Below are 18194 nucleotides of genomic sequence, written 5' to 3'. Positions count from 1 at the left end.
AGATGTTCATAAGAGACAGAACCAGAGCAGCAACCAGAGCAGCAACCAGAGCAGCAACCAGAGCAGCAACCAGAGCAGCAACCAGAGCAGCAACCAGAGCAGCAACCAGAGCAGCAACCAGAGCAGCAACCAGAGCAGCAACCAGAGCAGCAAAAAGAACCTCATCCTGCTCAAAGCAGGATGAGGTTCTTCCTCTTGCATCATTATGAGTTGTTCAAACCTTTCCGGTTCCAAAGTGTAAAATTTGCATAGAGATTTGACTAGTCCTTAACCCTTTGCACTGTCTCCGGCGGAGGGTTATATGCCTCCAGCTGCCTGAACAGAATTCCCTTTTGCCCCATCATGGCCTTGACCTTCTCTGAATCTTTGGGATAAGGACGGTGATACACAATTTCAACAATACCGCTATTGGCCAGCATATTGGCACAGGTCCAGCATGGCTGATCCGTGACATAGACACTGGAGCCTTCACGATCAATCCGGTCTGTGAACAGTAGTAGGTTCTGTTCCGCATGAATGGTCCGGATGCACCGCTGCTTCTTCACCATCTGTTCCCGGCCGTCCACCTGACGCATTTCATATTCCTCCACAATCATGCATCCGGCCTCGGAACAATCAGGCACTCCAGAAGGAGCCCCGTTATAAGCAGTGCCGAGCAGCTTTTTGCCCTGAACCAGAACAGAGCCAACATGGCGTCTGCTGCACCGCGAGCGGGTGGAAACCATATAAGCAATATCCATGAAATAGGTATCCCAGTCTTTTCGCATATCTGGATTCATCTTCTCCATTCTCCTATCCTATAGTCCGATATAAGGCTTCATTTTTTCTAACATCTTGGGGCCAATGCCTTTGACCTGAGTGAGATCGGACACCTTCTTGAAATCCCCATGCTTGTCCCTGTATTCTACTATAGCCGCGGCCTTTTTCGCGCCGATCCCCGGAATATTCTGAAGACCCGCAAGATCAGCCTTGTTAATACTAATCAGCTTACCGGACGGGGCCTCCTCCACTGATTTGCCCGTATTCCTTTCCTCAGCCTTCTTTTCGGAAGAAGACTCACCAGGCCTACTGATGGGCCCAGCCCCACCAGCCGTTTCCTCGCCCTTAGAAGATTTGCCCGATCTGATATTTTCAGAGCTCGTCTTAGGCCGATCCTCAGCAGTACGATTACGATCAAAGCTCTCCTTGGAGTCCAACGCCTCCGCAACCTGTGGGTTGACCGGCACCCAGCCATCGAGTCCTGACGGCCCCCTTCCTCCTACAGCAAACAGCATTAGACCAGCCCCTGCTATAGCAGATACAACTGCTGTAGCCAGTGTCTTTCGAACCATCCTTCCATCTCCAATCCTGAATCTATAAATTCGTAGTCATGAATATCTGTCTGAGCCGCATACATTGTAAACGACGAGCCGCGCCTTCGCGCAGAAGGAGAGATATCTGTGATGAAAATAGGATTCATCGGAACAGGAAGCATGGGAAGTCTTCTCATTGAGTCATTTCTCCGTTCCGGAGCCTTACAACCTCGGCAGATTACAGCAAGCAGCCGGTCTGGTGTCCGGAGTGAACGCCTTGCAGCGAGATATCCGGGGCTTAAAGCAACGGACAGCAACGTCCAAACCGTTCTGAATAGCGATATTATATTCCTGTGCATTAAACCGCTGGAATTCCATGGTGTCTTAACTGAAATTCAAAGTGCACTAAATTCCAAGCAAATTGTTGTTTCTATTACAAGTCCCGTTCTAATCGCCCATCTGGAAAAGATACTGCCCTCCAAGGTGGCCAAGATTATCCCGAGCATTACCCACTCCGTGTTAAGCGGCGCCTCCTTGTGCATGTATGGTCAGCGAATTCAGCCTGAAGACCGGCTCCTGCTGGAACAGCTTATCTCCTCCGTGGGCATCCCTGTGCTCATCGAGGAAGAGCATGTCCGGGCAGCCTCGGATATTTCCAGCTGTGGTCCGGCGTTTCTAGCCTATATTCTTCAGCTCTGGGCTGATTCTGCTGCCGACCTGACCGGGATATCCCGCCCGGCCGCCATTCAATTAGGAGCACAAATGCTGCTTGGTACGGGCCGTCTCCTTACCGAAGGGGGGTTCTCTCCCGAACAACTTAGGCAGAGAGTTGCTGTCCCCGGCGGTGTAACTGCGGAAGGCCTTTCCGTACTCAAGCAGCATTTATCATCGGTATTTCCAGAGCTGATCCAGGCCACAGGCAGTAAACATAAACATGATCTGGCGAAGCTGGATGCCCTCTTCAGCGGGACCGAAGAGACGCTGGATTAACCGGCTACAATATTTACAAGTTTACCCGGAACGGCAATCACCTTGCGGATCGTCTTGCCTTCAATCGCCCGCTTCACATTTGGAAGCTCCATCGTGAACTCCTGCATCGCTGCCTGGTCCAGATCTTTGGCAATTTTGGCCCGGTCTACAATCTTACCGTTCACCTGTACAACAATTTCTACTTCAGCATCCACGGTCCAAGCTTCATCGTAAGCCGGCCATGGAACATAGGTTACACTTTCATTGTGGCCCAGACGCTGCCACAATTCTTCAGCGATATGCGGCGCGAGCGGTGAGAGAAGCTGTACGAAGTTCGCTGCCGCTGCCTTAGGAACAACATCTGTCTTGTATGCTTCATTAATAAAGATCATCAGCTGGCTGATCGCGGTATTGAAACGGAGTCCTTCCAAGTCCTCTGTAACTTTCTTGATGGTCTTATGCCAGGTGCGCTTGAAGTCATCGCTGCCCTCTCCATCTACGATCTTCGGACTGATTGCTCCGTCCTCCCCGATAAACAGACGCCATACCCGGGACAAGAAACGGTATGTGCCTTCCACACCATTCGAATTCCAAGGTTTGGTTGCCTCAAGCGGCCCCATGAACATTTCATAAATGCGCAGCGTATCCGCACCGAACTCACTCACAATTTCATCCGGATTGATGACGTTCCCGCGGGATTTACTCATCTTCTCATTGTTGGTGCCAAGAATCATTCCCTGGTTAACCAGCTTGTGGAACGGTTCCTTGGTGGAAACTACACCAAGATCGTACAGCACCTTGTGCCAGAACCGGGCATACAGCAAGTGAAGCACCGCATGTTCGGCACCACCGATGTACAGATCAACCGGAAGCCATTCCTTCTGCTTCTCTGGCGAACAAAGCTCCTTATCATTATGAGGGTCAATAAACCGGAGATAGTACCAGCAGCTGCCTGCCCATTGCGGCATCGTATTGGTCTCACGGCGTGCCGGAAGGCCAGTTTCCGGATCGGTCGTGTTCACCCATTCCGTCACATTCGCCAGAGGTGACTCCCCAGTACCCGATGGTTTGATCTGGTCCACTTCTGGAAGCACTAACGGGAGCTGGTCCACAGGAACCGGCTTCATCGTGCCGTCTTCCAAATGAAGAATCGGAATCGGCTCCCCCCAATACCGCTGGCGGCTGAACAGCCAATCCCGCAGGCGGTAGGTTACCTTGCCTTTCCCTTTCCCCTGCTCTTCAAGCCAAGCGATGGCTTTCTTGATCGCTTCCTCATTATTCAGCCCGTTCAGGAAGTCCGAATTGATATGCTCTCCGTCACCGGCATAAGCCTCCTTGCTGAGGTCACCACCGGATACTACCTCGATAATAGGAAGATCAAACTGCTTGGCAAATTCATAATCCCGCTCGTCATGACCCGGTACGGCCATAATCGCACCCGTTCCATAACCCGCCAGAACGTAATCCGCGATCCAGATCGGCAGCTTCGCACCATTTACCGGATTTACCGCGTAAGCACCGGTGAAGACACCACTCTTCTCCTTGGCAAGGTCTGTACGCTCCAGATCGCTCTTGCGTGCGGCCTGTTCCTGATAGGCCTTTACGGCTTCCCGGCGGTCTTCGGTCGTAATCGTGTCCACCAGAGCGTGCTCAGGAGCAAGCACCGCATAACTCGCGCCGAACAAAGTATCCGGCCGTGTCGTGAACACAGTTAGCGAAGCCTCATGCCCTTCAATCGCAAAATCAACCTCAGCTCCCTTAGACTTGCCAATCCAGTTCCGCTGCATATCCTTAATGCTCTCGGACCAATCCAGATCCTCCAGGTCTTCAAGCAGCCGCTCCGCATATTCCGTAATCTTGAGCACCCATTGGCGCATCGGCTTGCGGATAACCGGGTGTCCGCCGCGCTCGCTCAGACCGTCGATAACCTCTTCGTTGGCAAGCACGGTGCCCAGTGCCGGACACCAGTTAACCGGTACTTCTGCGACATAAGCCAAACCTTTGTTATACAGCTGGATGAAGATCCACTGTGTCCATTTATAATATTCAGGGTCTGTCGTACTGATCTCTCTATCCCAGTCATACGAGAATCCGAGGGACTTAATCTGACGGCGGAAGTTGTCAATATTCTTCACGGTAATATGGCGCGGATGTTCTCCTGTATCCAGTGCGTGCTGCTCCGCAGGAAGACCGAATGCGTCCCAGCCCATCGGATGAAGAACATTGTAGCCGCGCATCCGCTTATAACGGGATACGATATCTGTGGCTGTATATCCCTCCGGGTGCCCTACGTGCAGACCCGCTCCTGAGGGATATGGGAACATATCCAGTGCGTAAAATTTCGGCTTGCCGGCATCTTCCCGGGTCTTGAAGGTCTGGTGCTCATCCCAATAAGCCTGCCATTTCGGCTCAATCGCTTGAGGATGATAACCGTGATTCGTTACATTTTTGTCTGTCATAGAAAATCCTCCTTAGAAATACACAGCTCTGTACCTTGTACATGTCTGTTCACAAAAAAACCTCTCAATCCATAGCGTTATTACCGCTAGGGACGAGAGGAATATTCCCGTGGTACCACCCTAGTTAGCGCGAATAGCATGCTTTGCCTGCGCTCACTTTAGCACCCTTAACGCGGGTGTAACGATGAATGTTCACTTGGACTTGCCATTGGGGCATCCCCCGCACAATCCGAAGCTTGCATCATAACTCCGAGGCGAGTTCATTACAGACTCATCAACCGGTTCGCACCCCCACCGGCTCTCTGGGTGAATTGTTCTGAATTACTGTTCCTCATCATAGTTCAAATATCCATTTAATTACCCATAATTATATGCATAACTTCCCTTGACGTCAATGCCGCAGCTCTCTAAGGGGCCACTTGTTTGGGACAAAAAGAGGGAACCAATATTAGACTTGGAAAGCCTTAGTCTTCTCAAACAGTTTATTCGTAAGCACCATCAATTCCTCGGATGAGGATGTAATTTCTTCCATAATCGCCGTTTCCTCATGAGCTGTGTTTGAGATCATCTTAGCTCCTTCAGAGAAGGTGTTTGTCATGATTAGAATTTCGTTCGCGCTCTGATGAGTCCGTTCCACCCTTTGAGTCTGTGCGGACACCGTGGACTCGATTAAGTTAACCGCTTCCACAAAGCGCTCTGCAATACCGAACAGTTGATCCAGCGTTGCTGCTGCCGATTGGGTGTGAACCGATTCCTTTTGAACCAATGCGGTCTGTTGATTAATCAGCTCTACCGTCTCGCTTACTTTAGACTGGACCCGGCTGATCAGTTCTGTAATTTGCAGTACGGATTCAGAGCTCTGACTTGCAAGCTTGCGGATTTCCTGGGCCACCACCGCGAACCCATAACCGTGTTCACCAGCCCTAGAAGCTTCAATGGAAGCATTGAGGGCAAGCAGGTGTGTCTGCTCGGCAATTTCCTTTACTGTGCTTGTAATCGCCTCAATATCGCTCGCTTCCTGTTCTAACCGGGCAACGGTCTCCTTGGATACCGTATAGGAAGAGGTCAGTTTGGACATCCCCTCAGTTAAATGAGAGAGTGTGCTCTTGGTGCTGGCAACCGAATCAGACATCGTGCTCGAAAGCTGAAGCATCTGTACGGATTTGGCCTTCATCGCCTTAAACTCGTTCAGCATCTCATCAGCAATCTGCAGGGATTGCTCTGAAGACAATCTTTGCTTCTCTACCCCGTGATAAATATCATCCACGACTACAGACATCGATTCAATCTGTCCCGTAGCCATTGTAATGGCCTCACCTAAATTCTCGGCATTCTTGGACGTAATCTGAGAGCTGGATGAAATATCATGGATGATCTCTTTAATATTACAGATCATTACCCCGAAGGCGTCATAGAGCACTTTGATCTCGTCTTCGGATTTACGCTCAGGCAGCTTCACAAGCAGATTCCCCATGGATGCTTCCTTTGCCGTATCCGCCAAGCGGACAATCGGCTTGGTCAGCCATTTCGAAATCACATAACCTAATATCCCGCTCCACAGCACGCCAAGCAGTAGAATAATGGTGATGTAAAGCCAATCCTGTAGGGAGGAAGCCAGAAAGGATTTCAAGAAGAAGATAAAGAAAGCGCTTGTACCATACGTCACGGCGGAAATAAAAATAAAACCGGCTACCATTTTAGAGCTTAACGACAATTTCAAAACATTCACCTCGTAAGATTAGTAAAGAGTGCATAGGACGGAGGACAACCGGCTGTTCCTCCGGCAGCGTTTCACGGTTAACACCCCTTCGTTGAACAAGCAGGTTTATTTTGTTACTATTTTCCTAATTATAAATCTATTTGCCTATTAAATATAGATGCAATTTCCAATAATATGTTGAATTATTGAAAAAAGGGGACTTTTCTCTGTTCCATATTCATAAGGCCTTTGACATCTTTGGAAGAACAAATATAATAAATCCATGGATCATTTGACGATATTCAAAGCCTTGGCTAACGAAACCCGCCTGCAGATCCTGCAATGGCTTAAAGAGCCTGAACAGAATTTCCCGAGCGGATCTCTATCAGACGAACACGATTTCAAAGACGGCATCTGTGTTGGCAAGATTCAAGAGAAGGCGGGGATGTCCCAATCCACCACCTCTCAATATTTATCCCTGCTTCAACGCTCCGGACTGCTTGAAGCTAGACGCATAGGTCAATGGACGTACTACCGCAGAAATGAGGAAGCCATCCGTCGATTGGCCGAGTATATTGGAAAGGAGCTATAGCATCCTCTTTACTACAGGCTTGCAGCCGCTCTCATTATGTATCGGCGCGCAGCTGCCTATATGTTACACGCTTAAGTCATGGAAAAAAATCAGCCGGTCATCTTGAGATGACCGGCTTGACGTATGATCCAATTATTATTTTACAGCCACGAAAAATAGTCTGGCTGCATCCTCTTTCGCTTCTACCCATTCAAAGTCAGCGTAGCAGTTTACTTTGGAGAATCCGCATTTCAGCAGCTCCAGGTTGAGCCAATCGGCCTCATAAGCCCGCTGCACATGGGTCTCCTCGAATCTCCGGTACATGTCCTGGCCGCTTTCCTGCTCACGGGCAAAGATCGTCAGATGGTGCTCGATCTCATTGCGGAATGCATCTCTCTCACAGGTCCAGATATAAGAGACTGATTTCTCGTCCCAAATAAATGGCTGTTCCTCCTCATACCTCTTAAGGGTATTCGGGTGATGAACATCAAAGATAAACGTTCCCCCAGCTTTAAGCCCGTCAAAGGTCCGCTTGAACGTCCGGATCACGTCTTCCTTTTCCAACAAGTAATTAAGACAATCGCAAAAAGAGATTACGGAATCCACCGGCTCCGGCATTTCCCAATCCCGCATGTCCTGTTGAACCCAGCGGACCGTGCCTTCCCGGAACAGTCTGCTGCCTTTGGGGGACTGCTCCAGCTTACGCCTGGCCACAGCCAGCATATCTGGGGACAAGTCCATTCCCGTGACTTCAAACCCTGAGTTGACCAGAGGAATCGTGATGCTACCCGTACCGCAGCCAAGCTCAACCACGGTCCTCGGCATGCCGTGTCTTTGCCACGCTTCTCTTGCAAATCTGATCCAGTCGGGGTAGGGCATGTCCTCCATTAATTCATCATATACATAAGCAAACTTCCGATAGGATGCCATGATATCCAACCCCGCTTTCCATACAAAGCTTAAGCCTGAACGTCCCCGTCACCAGGGCCAGGGTTATTGTCCCCTGTCTTGGCCGTGACAAGATACGTCCAGTTCTCCTCTTGACGGATCTTCCCGTCTTTCATCAGCTTGCCCATGGCGCGTTTGAACGCCGATTTGCTAATCCCGAACCGCTGCTTGATCACATCCGGCGGAGTCGCGTCCGAATAAGGCATTCCTCCGCCCGGCCGGTTCTCCAAGAACGCCAGAATCTTCTCGGCGTCTTCATTGCGGCCGATCTCCTTGCGAGGTGCCATAGAGAGATTGACACGTCCATCCTCCCGGATATGCGCCACCCGCACTTGAACGCGCTCCCCGAGCCGGAGTAGACGGCTGCGCTCTGAAGAATGGATCATGCCGATCGCGCCGAAGCCAAGAACCCCTCCTTGGACGACAACAAACGTTCCCATTTGCAGCGGTTTGTAGACAATGGCCTCGAGCCACTGGTTATTCCATGTAGTGGGAGCATGGAAAGCAAGCGGAGCCAATTCCTGTTCTCCGGCCGCCTTGGCTTTGAGCCGTCCCTGCTTGTCATGCTCCATGATGACATAGACCTTGTCGCCCACCTGCGGATGCAGCTCTTTCAATTCCGGCAGCTCCCGGATCGGAAGCAGCAGCTGTCTTCCCAGCCCCATCTCCAGAAAACATCCCAGTCTTGGGTGGACATCCGCCACTTCCAGCAATCCCAGCTCACCAAGCGTAAGATACGGCTTCTTCATGGTCGCCGCGAGACGGTCCTCGGTATCATAGAATAGAAACACTTCCACAGTCTCCCCCGGCTCTACCTTCCGGGTAAGCTCCGTGTAATGTAGGAGGACGTCCTCCGAGCCATTGGTCAGGAAGAAACCGTAAGGTGAGATCTCCCTGTCAATCGGAAGGGAGACTACAGTGCCCGCAATTAGACTCATACAGTCTCAACCACTTTAGCGTCCGACCACAGACGCTCAATATTATAATATTCGCGTTCGTCCCTATGGAAGATGTGGACCACTACATCACCAAGGTCCATCAGCACCCAGCGGGCCGAGTCCATACCTTCAATCCCTCGGATGTTCGCACCAGCATCGTGGGCACGCTTGCGGATTTCCGTAGCGATCGCCTGCACCTGTGTATCGGAGTTCCCGTGGCAGATGACGAAGTAATCCGCAATCAGCGAAATTCCCTTTAAATCCAGGGCAACGATATTTGCCGCCTTTTTATCGTCTGCCGCTTCAATCGCGATGTTAAGCAGTTCATTTGAGCTTATTGTCATTCATTTACCTCCTAGAATAGTAAAAGCGATGTTCACATTAGAACAAAATCACTTTATTTGCCGGACCAAATCATTGCGCGCAAGCACGGTTAGCGGATAAATGACCTTCCTCTTTTCCAGCAAAAAGCTTATCGTGGAGTCAAGTCCCGCTACCAGCCCCTCTTCAAGGCTATGATTAGCCAGTTCCCTTATATTATTCACACCCGGGAAGTCTCTTCCCGGTTCAATGTAATCCGCAAGACAAATGACTTTATCCAGCAGGGTCATTCCCACCCGGCCTGAAGTATGATAACGGATAGCATCCAGAATCTCTTCATCCTCAATCCCATACTCATGTCTAGCCACATGATAGCCGACTTCCGCGTGCCACAGCTGTTTGTCATTGGCGAGAAGATCCTGATCCAGATCATTCTCACGGATAACCCGCTCCTGCTTATCAATAGGCCAGAACTTAGCCACATCATGCATCAGGGCGGCAAGATCAGCCTTCACGGGATCTGCCCCATACTGCTTGGCCAGAACCACAGCGGAGTGCATCACACCCTCCGTATGTTTCCAGCGCTTCTCCGGCATTTGGCCAGAGACCGCTTTAATCAGTTCCTCCCTGCTGTACCGCATAAATCCCGCTCCTTATCATGTATTCATATACACTTTCAGGCACCATGTAGCGGACTGACTGTCCACGGGCGATTCGCTTGCGGATCAGGCTTGAGGAAATGTCCACCAGCGGCATCTCCGCCAGACAAACCGCTTCTTCAATGTACTCAGGAAGCGAATCCAGCTCCAGCATGCTTCCCGGACGCTGCAAGCCTATGAACGTCACCATCTGCACCAGCTCTTCAATCCCTTCCCACTTGGGAAGGTAGTTGATCATGTCCGCGCCGATAATGAAGTGGAACCGGATATCCGGATGCAGGCGCTGCAGCTCTTTCATTGTATCAATGGTATAGGAAATACCACCGCGCTTGAGCTCAATATCAAGCGGTTTGAACGCTGGATTACCCGCAATGGCTTCGGTCACCATCTCAAGGCGCATTTGCCCGCTAACGCCCGCTTTCCGCTTATGCGGAGGAAGGTGGGAGGGCATGAACCAGACCTCCTCCAGTGCGAACTGGTCCCTGGCAGCCTCCGCCACCAGCAGGTGTCCCACGTGAATCGGATCAAAAGCCCCACCCATGATGCCTATTCTCCTCATAACCTACAGTCCCTTCGGCATTAGTTCTTGGGAAGCTCGATCTGTTTGTTCTCCCGGGATTCCTTATAAAGCACAATGGTTCTTCCAATCACCTGCACAAGTTCAGAGCCTGAGCCTTCAGCCAGTTCTTGACCAATCTGCTTTGGGTCCTCTATACAATTGTTCAGCACCGATAACTTGATGAGTTCCCGTGTTTCGATGGCTTCATCAATATGACGAAGAATCTGCTCATTCGTACCCCCCTTGCCTACCTGAAAGATCGGCTGCAGATGATGGGCGAGACTGCGTAGATAACGTTTTTGTTTGCCTGTAAGCATATATGTTCATAACTCCTTAAACAGCCGGACCTTCGTAGAAGCAATCTTCTTCATCCGGGCTGATGTATTCTTAATATTTGTTAAATATATAAAATGAACTTATTAAGGTTGCCCTTATGGGGCGCTGCAATGCCGAGTGTTCTTTAAGGCCGCTGTTGCCTCCGAAATGCTTGAACTAAATATCCAAGTAGGGGCATTTCGGAGACCAAGGCGGACGCTCTGCTTCTTCAGAATCACTCGGCCTCTCCGCTGAGATCGGTTAACTTTTAAAGTTCGCTTTATATAGCTAATTCTGTAAGCTGTGAAGCACCGCTTCGCGCATAACCTCAGCAGGTGCGGACATTCCGGTCCAATATTCAAACGCATATGCTCCTTGATTAATAAACATGCCAAGCCCGCCGTGTATCCGGCAGCCTCGTTCCTTCGCCTGCCGGAGGAGCTCTGTCTCAAGTGGATTGTATATCAAATCACTGACGACGATTCCCTCAGGAATCCATGAAGACTCCAGCGGCGTGCTGTGAATATCCGGATGCATCCCAACGGATGTCGTATTAATCAGCACATCTGCCCTGCTTACGGCCTGCCTCACATCCGCCACCGCACAGCCGGACAAATTGCCAAGCCCCGACCACTCTCTGGCCAAATCCACAGCTTTATCCGCAGTCCGGTTGGCAATCACAATCTGCCCCGGCGCCTCTTGAAGAAGCGCATAAATAATCCCCCGGGCGGCTCCCCCTGCTCCGAGGACAACCACCGTCTTTCCTTTAAGGTCGGAGACGACTTCCTCCTTCAGGGAACGGACATATCCGATCCCGTCCGTATTGTAACCAGTCAAGTGCCCATCCTGATTCACAATGGTGTTCACCGCACCGATCCGGCGAGCACCGTCGTCAATATCATCGAGCAGGCTCATAACCTCCACTTTATGGGGAACTGTGACATTGACCCCCCGAAAACCCATCGCCCGGATCCCCTCTACGGCCTGAGCGAGCCGTTCGCGCTTTACATGAAGCGGTACGTAGCTTCCCTGCAGGGAGAGCGTCCGAAGTGCCGCCTCATGCATGACCGGAGACTTGGAATGGGCAATCGGGTCCCCCATAACACCCAGGAGGAGTGGAGCTGATCTCAACTTCTTCTCTGTATCCATATGGCCTCTCCCCTTTCGCGGCAATGGCAATAGCGATCGCCCAGCCTGACTAAATTAAGGACGGACGAAGCAGCACCTTTATCCCTTTTGGAGCATGCACAGCAACTACAGCGCCGGATTCCCCGTTAATCTTGATCCATCCCAAACCAGAAATAAAGATATCCTGCCTGCTGCCCCGTGCAATCCGGAATTCATGCCTCGTCCAAGCCGGAAGCTTCTCAATCTCATCCCGGTTGGGCGGGGACAGCATTTCGCCCGCATGCTTCTCGAACAGTTCATCCGCCCGCTCCAGCTTGGTGCGGTGAATCGGAACCTTGCCGCTGACGAAGCAGGTGAACGATTGGTGATCCCCCTGAACGAAATCAAATCTTCCGAACCCGCCGAAATACAAGGTCTGGCCTTCGTTCAGCTGATACACAATCGGCTTAAGCGGCTTGTCTGCCATAATGACAGACAGATCGCTTGGGGCAACCAGCTCGCTGTAGCGGGATGGATACATAATGCCCGGTGTATCAATAATATACTGTCCGTCATCCAGTGGAATATTAACCATATCCAAGGTTGTCCCTGGGTAACGCGAAGTGGTCAATTCCTGGTCCAAATCGCTAAAGTCGCGGATCAGCCGGTTAATTAAGGTGGATTTCCCTACATTTGTCGCGCCCACCACATAGACGTCACGGGTGCCGCGGTACTTCTCCACCGCCTCAAGAAGACGGTCAAAGCCTTTATTCTGCTTGGCGCTGCAAAATATAATATCCTGGGTTCGCAGCCCAAGCTCCTTGGCTTGCTTCTGCACCCAGTTCAGCACCTTGTTCCAGTTGGTCACCTTAGGCAGCAGATCGATCTTATTAACGGCCAGCAGTACTGGATTGTTGCCCACAAACCGCTGGAGCCCACCGATGACACTGCCTTCAAAATCAAAGATGTCCACGATGTGAATGACCAGCGCATCCTTCTCCCCAATCTGGCTGAGCAGCCTTAGGAACTCATCCTGCTCCACCGTGACTGAAGAAGATTCATTGTAATTCTTAATTCTGAAACAGCGCTGGCAAATGACCGGCTCACGCTCCAGCGCCTGAGCTGGAATGTAACCCGGCTTGTTCACTTCCCTGTTCTGCAGCTTCACGCCGCACCCGCTGCACTTCGTCCCTTCCGGGATAAGCGGTCCTTCTGTCATTTGTTCTTGTCCTCCTCAGTCCATACTCCAACTTTACGCAAACGTCTTTGAACAATTCGCTCCACCCGGCGGTTGAACCGGGTACCGAAACCTTCGTCTTCAAGAGAAATGGGCTGCACAAGCACGGTGTACAGTCCCATCCGGTTCCCTCCATACACATCGGTCAGCAGCTGATCTCCAACTACGATCGTCTCGCTCGGTTTGAAACCAAGCAGCCCGAGTGCTTTATGAAAAGGAAGATTGGATGGCTTCCTGGCTTTGTGAATGAACTCAATATTTAAAGGGGTGGCGAATGTGGACACCCTTCCCAAATTATTGTTTGACACGATCACAAGTTTAAAACCATGCTGCTTTACTTTTTCAAACCACTCTATAAGGATCGGGGTGGCTGATGGTTCTTTGGCACCCACAAGCGTGTTGTCCAGGTCTGTGATAATGGCCCGGTAGCCTGAAGCGTAAAGCCCTTCCAAATCAATATCGAATACTGTGTTCACCCGCAGTTTGGGCATCAACTTCTCAAACAATGACGTCACCTCAGTTTCTACGACAAACTATACCATAATCTTTCTTTATAGTAAAAAAGGAAAAACCCCCGGAACTAAGCTTCCGGGGAAGATCAGAATCCGCTGAACGGATTCACTACGAATAGATCTTTTTGATTGTGCGGGTGATGTCTTGAAGCATGGATTGAATCTTTCTCCAGTCCTGGTCATTCACCTGCTCCGGGCTGTATTTTGCTTTCTCAAATTGAGCCAGCAGCTCATTAAAGGAGGACTCCAGCATCGGCGCATCCTGCTTCCAGCGTGTGATCACTTCCCGAAGCGTCTCATGAGCTTCCCTTCCAAAGCCCCACTTTCTGATATGACCCAGCCAGCGGTTGGTTTCGGTTATGATTTTCTCGCCTGAGGTCAGTTCGCGTCCTTTGCGAAGGCGAAGAAGAGTATAGTACAAGGCATTGCGGTATTTCCAAGCCAAGTATCCTGCAGCGATCACAATCGCTGTTCCCAGTGCAGCTGCAAGCCAGCCAATGTAAGAGGAGCTATCCTCTTGCTTCGATGCGGGTTCCGGGGTTTTCTTAACCGGGGTGCTTACCTCAGGTTTAACCGGAGCCATGGCTGGCTTATCCTGGCTGACATTTAGCGGGAGATCAAAGCCTGGAGTTGCCTCAAATGTCACCCATCCATAATCTTCACCGAAATAAACCTCTGCCCAGGAATGGGCGTCAGCATTGGTAACTGTGTACGGCCCTTCGGGCTCCCTGTTCATATGCTCAGGCCCTTCAAAATTCTGATGTCCCGAGGAGAACCCCTTCACCCATCGTGCCGGAATTCCAATGGATCTGGCCATAACGACCATGGATGTTGAGAAATAATCACAGTACCCCTCTTTTATATCAAACAAAAAACCTTCCACCAGATCATCGTGCTTCTTTAATGACAAATCCGGTGTATTCGTATAATTAAAATTTACCTTGAGGTAGTCTTGAAGCAGCACCATCTTCTCATAGGGAGTCTTGCCTTCGGCGGTCACTTTTTTCGCCAGCTGTTTAACCCTGTCCGGAAACTCCGCGTTCAGCTGAGTATACTTGGCTAGATTAGCCCCTTGGTATAACGAGTCGTAGCTGGCTTTACTCAGCTCTTCAAGTGGGATGATGGGCATTTGGGAGACCACTTTGTAGGTCGTCGGATAGCCGTCGTGCTTCTGGGTTAGGCCGAATCCATTCCATGCCATAAATTCGTCGCGCCAATTCCATACGGCGTCTGGTCCCTTCTGACGTTCCTCTTCCTTTAACAGATTGATCTTGGAAATGGAATAGGCTCCAAAGAGAACCGGATACGTCCGTTTCCCCGCCATTACAAAGGTCTGCTCCACCCGCTCGGTCTTGACCTTCCTGCCCAGCTCGCTGCCCGGCTCGTTCACGCCTATGTTCTGGCCGAACTTATATCTTTGGTCATCTGGATTACTTGGGCTGAGCCACCCGGTACCGGTATAGAAGCTGCGGGTTTCGCCACGCCAGTAAGTCCTCTTGGGGGACGTTACCGTCATTACCGTACTGAAGTCAAAATTGAAGCCTCCGCCCAGCTTCGAATCATCCCTGCTGTAGCCTGAAGCTGAATCCTGAGGCTTGGATTCTGGCTCATCCTGCTTCTCATATTTGTTCCCCTGGATATTTTGCCAGGCTGAATAAGGATCGGTCAGAAGTGGCGACACTTCCGGCATACTGATCCCAAGCAGCAGGATACAGCAAAAAATAATCACAATATTCGTAACCACCCGGAACGGATACAGGCGCAAATGCCTCCAGCCTTGGGGGTATTTCATCTGGTACTTCCGGAAATGAAAGCAGACCAGCCAGCTCAAGCCAGCGAACACGGTCCAGGCCACCTGCGGCCACAGATAGTAAGAAGTAAATGAATCCAGAATGGCAAAAGCAAGAATATTCATTCCGGTAAAGAGCAGAATAAACCCGCGATAATCCGATAACCGGATAGCCAGCTCAAATAAACCCCAGGCGGGAAGCGAGAACCAAATATACGGCTCCACTTGACTTATGAACCGGATTATACCAACCGGCAGAAGCGGGCCATCTGAGGCAAGAACATTAAAGTTCTGCAGCACCCAATAGTGGATAAGAACCACCGCTGCTATTTTTACCCCCCACTTCAGCCATCTGCGGAAAGGAAGGACCACCTCAGCGGCCGCAGCAGCAATCAGGATATCCAGGACAAGGACAGAGGTCTCCTCATACCAAATCGGCTTCACAAAAGAAATCCATTGGGCAGACATAATAAGCACCCATACAATACAGCTGATGAAGTACCAGGAATATTGTATTTTACCGAACCGGCTATTCATTGCGTCCTCCTCTCATGGACACCGGGAGTTCCTGCAGGGAAGGAACTGCAACTCCCCTAAAGCCGTTGGAGCTCAATGCGGCCTGCCAGCCTCCATCCTTCGGCCTTTCACCAATAAGAATATGGTATGGAGTCATTCTTCTGCTTTTTGCCCACATCAGGGCTTCCAGCGAGTCCTTCCCCCGTCTCGGACTAATCAGCACGAAGAAGCTTCCAGGCGAGAAGAGAGCCTGTTGACCGCTAAGTCTGCTGGTAAGCTCTTCGTATCCGTCGGCTTTGATATCCACCAAATGCTGAAGCATCCGCTTGCGGTCCCCTATATGACTAGCGGGCATAAAATTCTCCACCGTAGCGCCAAGTGTGCAGAGACCGATGCTCATCCGCTCTCTTGTACTGTAATCCAACAGGGAGGCGGCTGTAGAGACAGCCAGCTCAAAAGCCGACGAGTCTGGATAGCCGCCCTGTCCGGCATCCAGGACCAAGATGGTCTTGGGAAGGGACTCATGCTCAAATTCCTTCGACTTCCAGCTCCCTGTCTTAGCGGTCGCATTCCAGTGAATCCGGGATAGACGATCGCCATATACATAGTCCCTTACCCCGTTAATCTGGGTGGTTTCCCGGCGGGACAAGGCCGGAGCATTCTCCGGCCCGGCAAACCTGGAATTCCGGTCAGCCAAATGCCAATAAGGAATGAACACCGTTCTTGGAAGGACGTAAAACTCCCCTTTGAAATCGAACAATCTTGTGTGCTTGATGAGACCGAAGATATCTTGGGCACTGCACTCCGTTTCCGCGAACGAGTAGCGTCCCCGTTCTAGAGGAGGAGTCTGGAATGAAATTTCCGCCCCGGATCTAAACCGGGGAATCATGCTTTCCTCAAAGGCCCAAGAGCCTCCGTTCTGTCTCTTCAGAATCTCCCGCACAATGATAAATGGATGGGGAACCCAGCCCCGCTGCTCCAGCCTGAGCTTGACATGAACCTGATCCCCGGCCTGCAATTGTCCCCCCTGCCCTCCTTCAATGGAGAGAGAGCGTGTTCCATGCATTTTTCTAAGACCAATCAAGCTGCATAACAGCCAGTACACCATTAATGCCGATACCATCATTAACAGCATGATCGAAGTCTTGCCGCCCTGGTAAACCACATACATCAGGCAAGCGATCCACAGCAGCGCCGGTCTCCAAAGCCTCTTCACGACTTTTCCCCCTCTTAAAGCCGACAAGCTATCCATCATAACCCTACCGCTCAACGGACACCGGAACATAGACCTGCCTAAGGATCGTCTGCAGCACGCCATCCGCATGCAGGCTGTCCAATCTCGCCTCAGGACGAAGCAGTATCCGATGACCGAGCACATAAGGGGCCAGCTGCTTAATATCATCCGGGAGCACATAATTCCGATCATTAATATATGCATACGCTTTCACCGCTTGTAGAAAAGCAAGTGATGCCCTTGGACTCGCTCCCAAAAGCACCCCTTCGTGCTCTCTTGTCCGGCGGACAATCTCCAGCAAATAATTCATCACCGCATCGCTAACATGAACCAGGCGGACTTCCTGCTGAATCCGCACAATCTCCTCCATACTGGTAACAGGCTTAAGGCTGTCCACCGGCTGGCCCTTCTGATGGGCGTGAAGCATCGTTCTCTCCGTCATCTCGTCAGGATAGCCGATCCGGATTTTCATCATGAACCGGTCAAGCTGTGCTTCGGGCAGCATATAAGTGCCTTCGAAATCAATCGGGTTCTGGGTTGCACACAGCATAAACGGATGCGGCAGGGCATAAGTCACCCCGTCTACCGTCACGTTTCTTTCCTCCATGACTTCCAGCAGCGCGGATTGAGTCTTGGTCGTTGCCCGGTTAATTTCATCCGCAAGCAAAATGTGGGTCATAACAGGACCCGGACGGAAGACAAACCGCTCCTCATGCGGATGAAACACCGACACTCCTGTAATGTCACTTGGAAGAATATCGGGGTTACACTGAATTCTGCGGTACTCCCCGTTCATGGACCGGGCCAGTGCCTTGATCAGTTGGGTCTTCCCGGTGCCCGGAACGTCTTCAATCAGCACGTGGCCTCCAGCCAGCAAAGTGGTCATTAAGAGCTTTATCTCAAAGGTTTTCCCCAGGATACATGATTCCAGATTAGTTCTGATTGTTGTGATCACTTGATCTGAATGTATTGTCACAAATGATTGCCTCCCCACAAAAAATAGTGCACTCATACAATATAAAATAAGAATGCATATATCTTCCTATTGTACATGATGGATCGGTCTGTC

General features: G+C 50.8%; 19 protein-coding genes and 1 other annotated feature. Of the genes, 3 read left to right on the top strand and 16 right to left on the bottom strand.

The window, feature by feature from the left end; all coding sequences use genetic code 11:
• Positions 1-184 (top strand): hypothetical protein (locus BN6628_RS26290; protein WP_187386118.1); only part of this gene is annotated, 184 nt, incomplete at its 5' end.
• Positions 185-260: 76 nt separating this feature from the next.
• On the opposite strand, the gene BN6628_RS07725 is transcribed toward BN6628_RS26290, so the two are convergent.
• Both BN6628_RS07725 and BN6628_RS07720 read right to left on the bottom strand, forming a co-directional pair.
• On the bottom strand, positions 261-779 hold the full coding sequence (locus BN6628_RS07725; RefSeq protein ID WP_068616171.1) for a deoxycytidylate deaminase: 519 nt from the start codon (positions 777-779) through the stop codon (positions 261-263).
• An 18-nt stretch (positions 780-797) separates the two neighbouring features.
• A complete protein-coding gene (locus BN6628_RS07720; RefSeq protein WP_068616169.1) occupies positions 798-1331 on the bottom strand; it encodes a ComEA family DNA-binding protein in 534 nt (177 codons plus the stop codon).
• A 111-nt stretch (positions 1332-1442) separates the two neighbouring features.
• Here BN6628_RS07720 and comER point away from each other — a divergent pair, with 111 nt between their 5' ends.
• Entirely contained in the window at positions 1443-2282 is an 840-nt protein-coding gene (gene comER, locus BN6628_RS07715) for a late competence protein ComER (RefSeq protein WP_068616167.1), read from the top strand.
• Here the strand turns inward: comER and leuS are convergent.
• The gene (gene leuS / locus BN6628_RS07710; RefSeq protein ID WP_068616165.1) at positions 2279-4720 is read right to left on the bottom strand and encodes a leucine--tRNA ligase; all 2442 of its coding nucleotides are present in this window, start codon (positions 4718-4720) and stop codon (positions 2279-2281) included. The genes comER and leuS overlap by 4 nt on opposite strands.
• A gap of 85 nt (positions 4721-4805) precedes the next feature.
• Positions 4806-5067, bottom strand: a binding site (T-box leader).
• A gap of 101 nt (positions 5068-5168) precedes the next feature.
• The gene (locus BN6628_RS07705) at positions 5169-6449 is read right to left on the bottom strand and encodes a methyl-accepting chemotaxis protein (RefSeq protein WP_316245795.1); all 1281 of its coding nucleotides are present in this window, start codon (positions 6447-6449) and stop codon (positions 5169-5171) included.
• Positions 6450-6702: 253 nt separating this feature from the next.
• On the opposite strand from BN6628_RS07705, the gene BN6628_RS07700 reads away from it, so the two are divergent.
• Complete coding sequence (locus BN6628_RS07700) at positions 6703-7011, top strand: ArsR/SmtB family transcription factor (RefSeq protein ID WP_068616161.1); 309 nt, start codon at positions 6703-6705, stop codon at positions 7009-7011.
• Between the two features lie 135 nt (positions 7012-7146).
• Here the strand turns inward: BN6628_RS07700 and BN6628_RS07695 are convergent, their stop codons facing one another.
• From BN6628_RS07695 to BN6628_RS07640, 12 genes are all read right to left on the bottom strand, one after another.
• A complete protein-coding gene (locus tag BN6628_RS07695; protein ID WP_068616158.1) occupies positions 7147-7920 on the bottom strand; it encodes a class I SAM-dependent DNA methyltransferase in 774 nt (257 codons plus the stop codon).
• Positions 7921-7949: 29 nt separating this feature from the next.
• The gene (locus tag BN6628_RS07690) at positions 7950-8876 is read right to left on the bottom strand and encodes a CvfB family protein (protein WP_068616156.1); all 927 of its coding nucleotides are present in this window, start codon (positions 8874-8876) and stop codon (positions 7950-7952) included.
• Positions 8873-9220, bottom strand: a complete 348-nt coding sequence (rsfS, locus tag BN6628_RS07685; RefSeq protein WP_068616154.1) for a ribosome silencing factor — start codon at positions 9218-9220, stop codon at positions 8873-8875. Before rsfS ends, BN6628_RS07690 begins: the two co-directional genes overlap by 4 nt.
• 48 nt (positions 9221-9268) lie before the next feature.
• Positions 9269-9838 carry a bis(5'-nucleosyl)-tetraphosphatase (symmetrical) YqeK gene (gene yqeK / locus BN6628_RS07680; protein WP_068616152.1) on the bottom strand — a complete coding sequence of 190 codons (570 nt, stop codon included), beginning with the start codon at positions 9836-9838 and terminating at the stop codon, positions 9269-9271.
• On the bottom strand, positions 9810-10415 hold the full coding sequence (locus BN6628_RS07675; RefSeq protein ID WP_068616150.1) for a nicotinate-nucleotide adenylyltransferase: 606 nt from the start codon (positions 10413-10415) through the stop codon (positions 9810-9812). The genes yqeK and BN6628_RS07675 overlap by 29 nt, the downstream gene beginning before the upstream one ends.
• A 20-nt stretch (positions 10416-10435) precedes the next feature.
• Positions 10436-10732, bottom strand: a complete 297-nt coding sequence (gene yhbY / locus BN6628_RS07670; RefSeq protein WP_068616147.1) for a ribosome assembly RNA-binding protein YhbY — start codon at positions 10730-10732, stop codon at positions 10436-10438.
• A 286-nt stretch (positions 10733-11018) separates the two neighbouring features.
• A complete protein-coding gene (gene aroE, locus BN6628_RS07665) occupies positions 11019-11879 on the bottom strand; it encodes a shikimate dehydrogenase (RefSeq protein WP_068616145.1) in 861 nt (286 codons plus the stop codon).
• A gap of 49 nt (positions 11880-11928) precedes the next feature.
• The gene (gene yqeH / locus BN6628_RS07660; protein ID WP_068616143.1) at positions 11929-13056 is read right to left on the bottom strand and encodes a ribosome biogenesis GTPase YqeH; all 1128 of its coding nucleotides are present in this window, start codon (positions 13054-13056) and stop codon (positions 11929-11931) included.
• Positions 13053-13580, bottom strand: coding sequence for a YqeG family HAD IIIA-type phosphatase (locus BN6628_RS07655; protein ID WP_068616141.1), 528 nt, complete (start codon positions 13578-13580; stop codon positions 13053-13055). The genes yqeH and BN6628_RS07655 overlap by 4 nt, the downstream gene beginning before the upstream one ends.
• Positions 13581-13695: 115 nt before the next feature.
• Positions 13696-15912: a DUF4129 domain-containing transglutaminase family protein gene (locus BN6628_RS07650; protein WP_068616139.1), complete on the bottom strand. Its 2217-nt coding sequence runs from the start codon at positions 15910-15912 to the stop codon at positions 13696-13698.
• Positions 15905-17107, bottom strand: coding sequence for a DUF58 domain-containing protein (locus BN6628_RS07645; RefSeq protein WP_235847597.1), 1203 nt, complete (start codon positions 17105-17107; stop codon positions 15905-15907). The genes BN6628_RS07650 and BN6628_RS07645 overlap by 8 nt, the downstream gene beginning before the upstream one ends.
• A gap of 43 nt (positions 17108-17150) precedes the next feature.
• Positions 17151-18137 carry an AAA family ATPase gene (locus BN6628_RS07640; RefSeq protein WP_068616137.1) on the bottom strand — a complete coding sequence of 329 codons (987 nt, stop codon included), beginning with the start codon at positions 18135-18137 and terminating at the stop codon, positions 17151-17153.
• Positions 18138-18194 lie beyond the last annotated feature (57 nt).

This window comes from Paenibacillus tuaregi (assembly GCF_900086655.1).
Taxonomy (GTDB): domain Bacteria; phylum Bacillota; class Bacilli; order Paenibacillales; family Paenibacillaceae; genus Fontibacillus; species Fontibacillus tuaregi.
The sequence above is the reverse complement of the archived record's forward strand: the minus strand, read 5'-3'. Positions and strand labels throughout refer to the sequence as shown.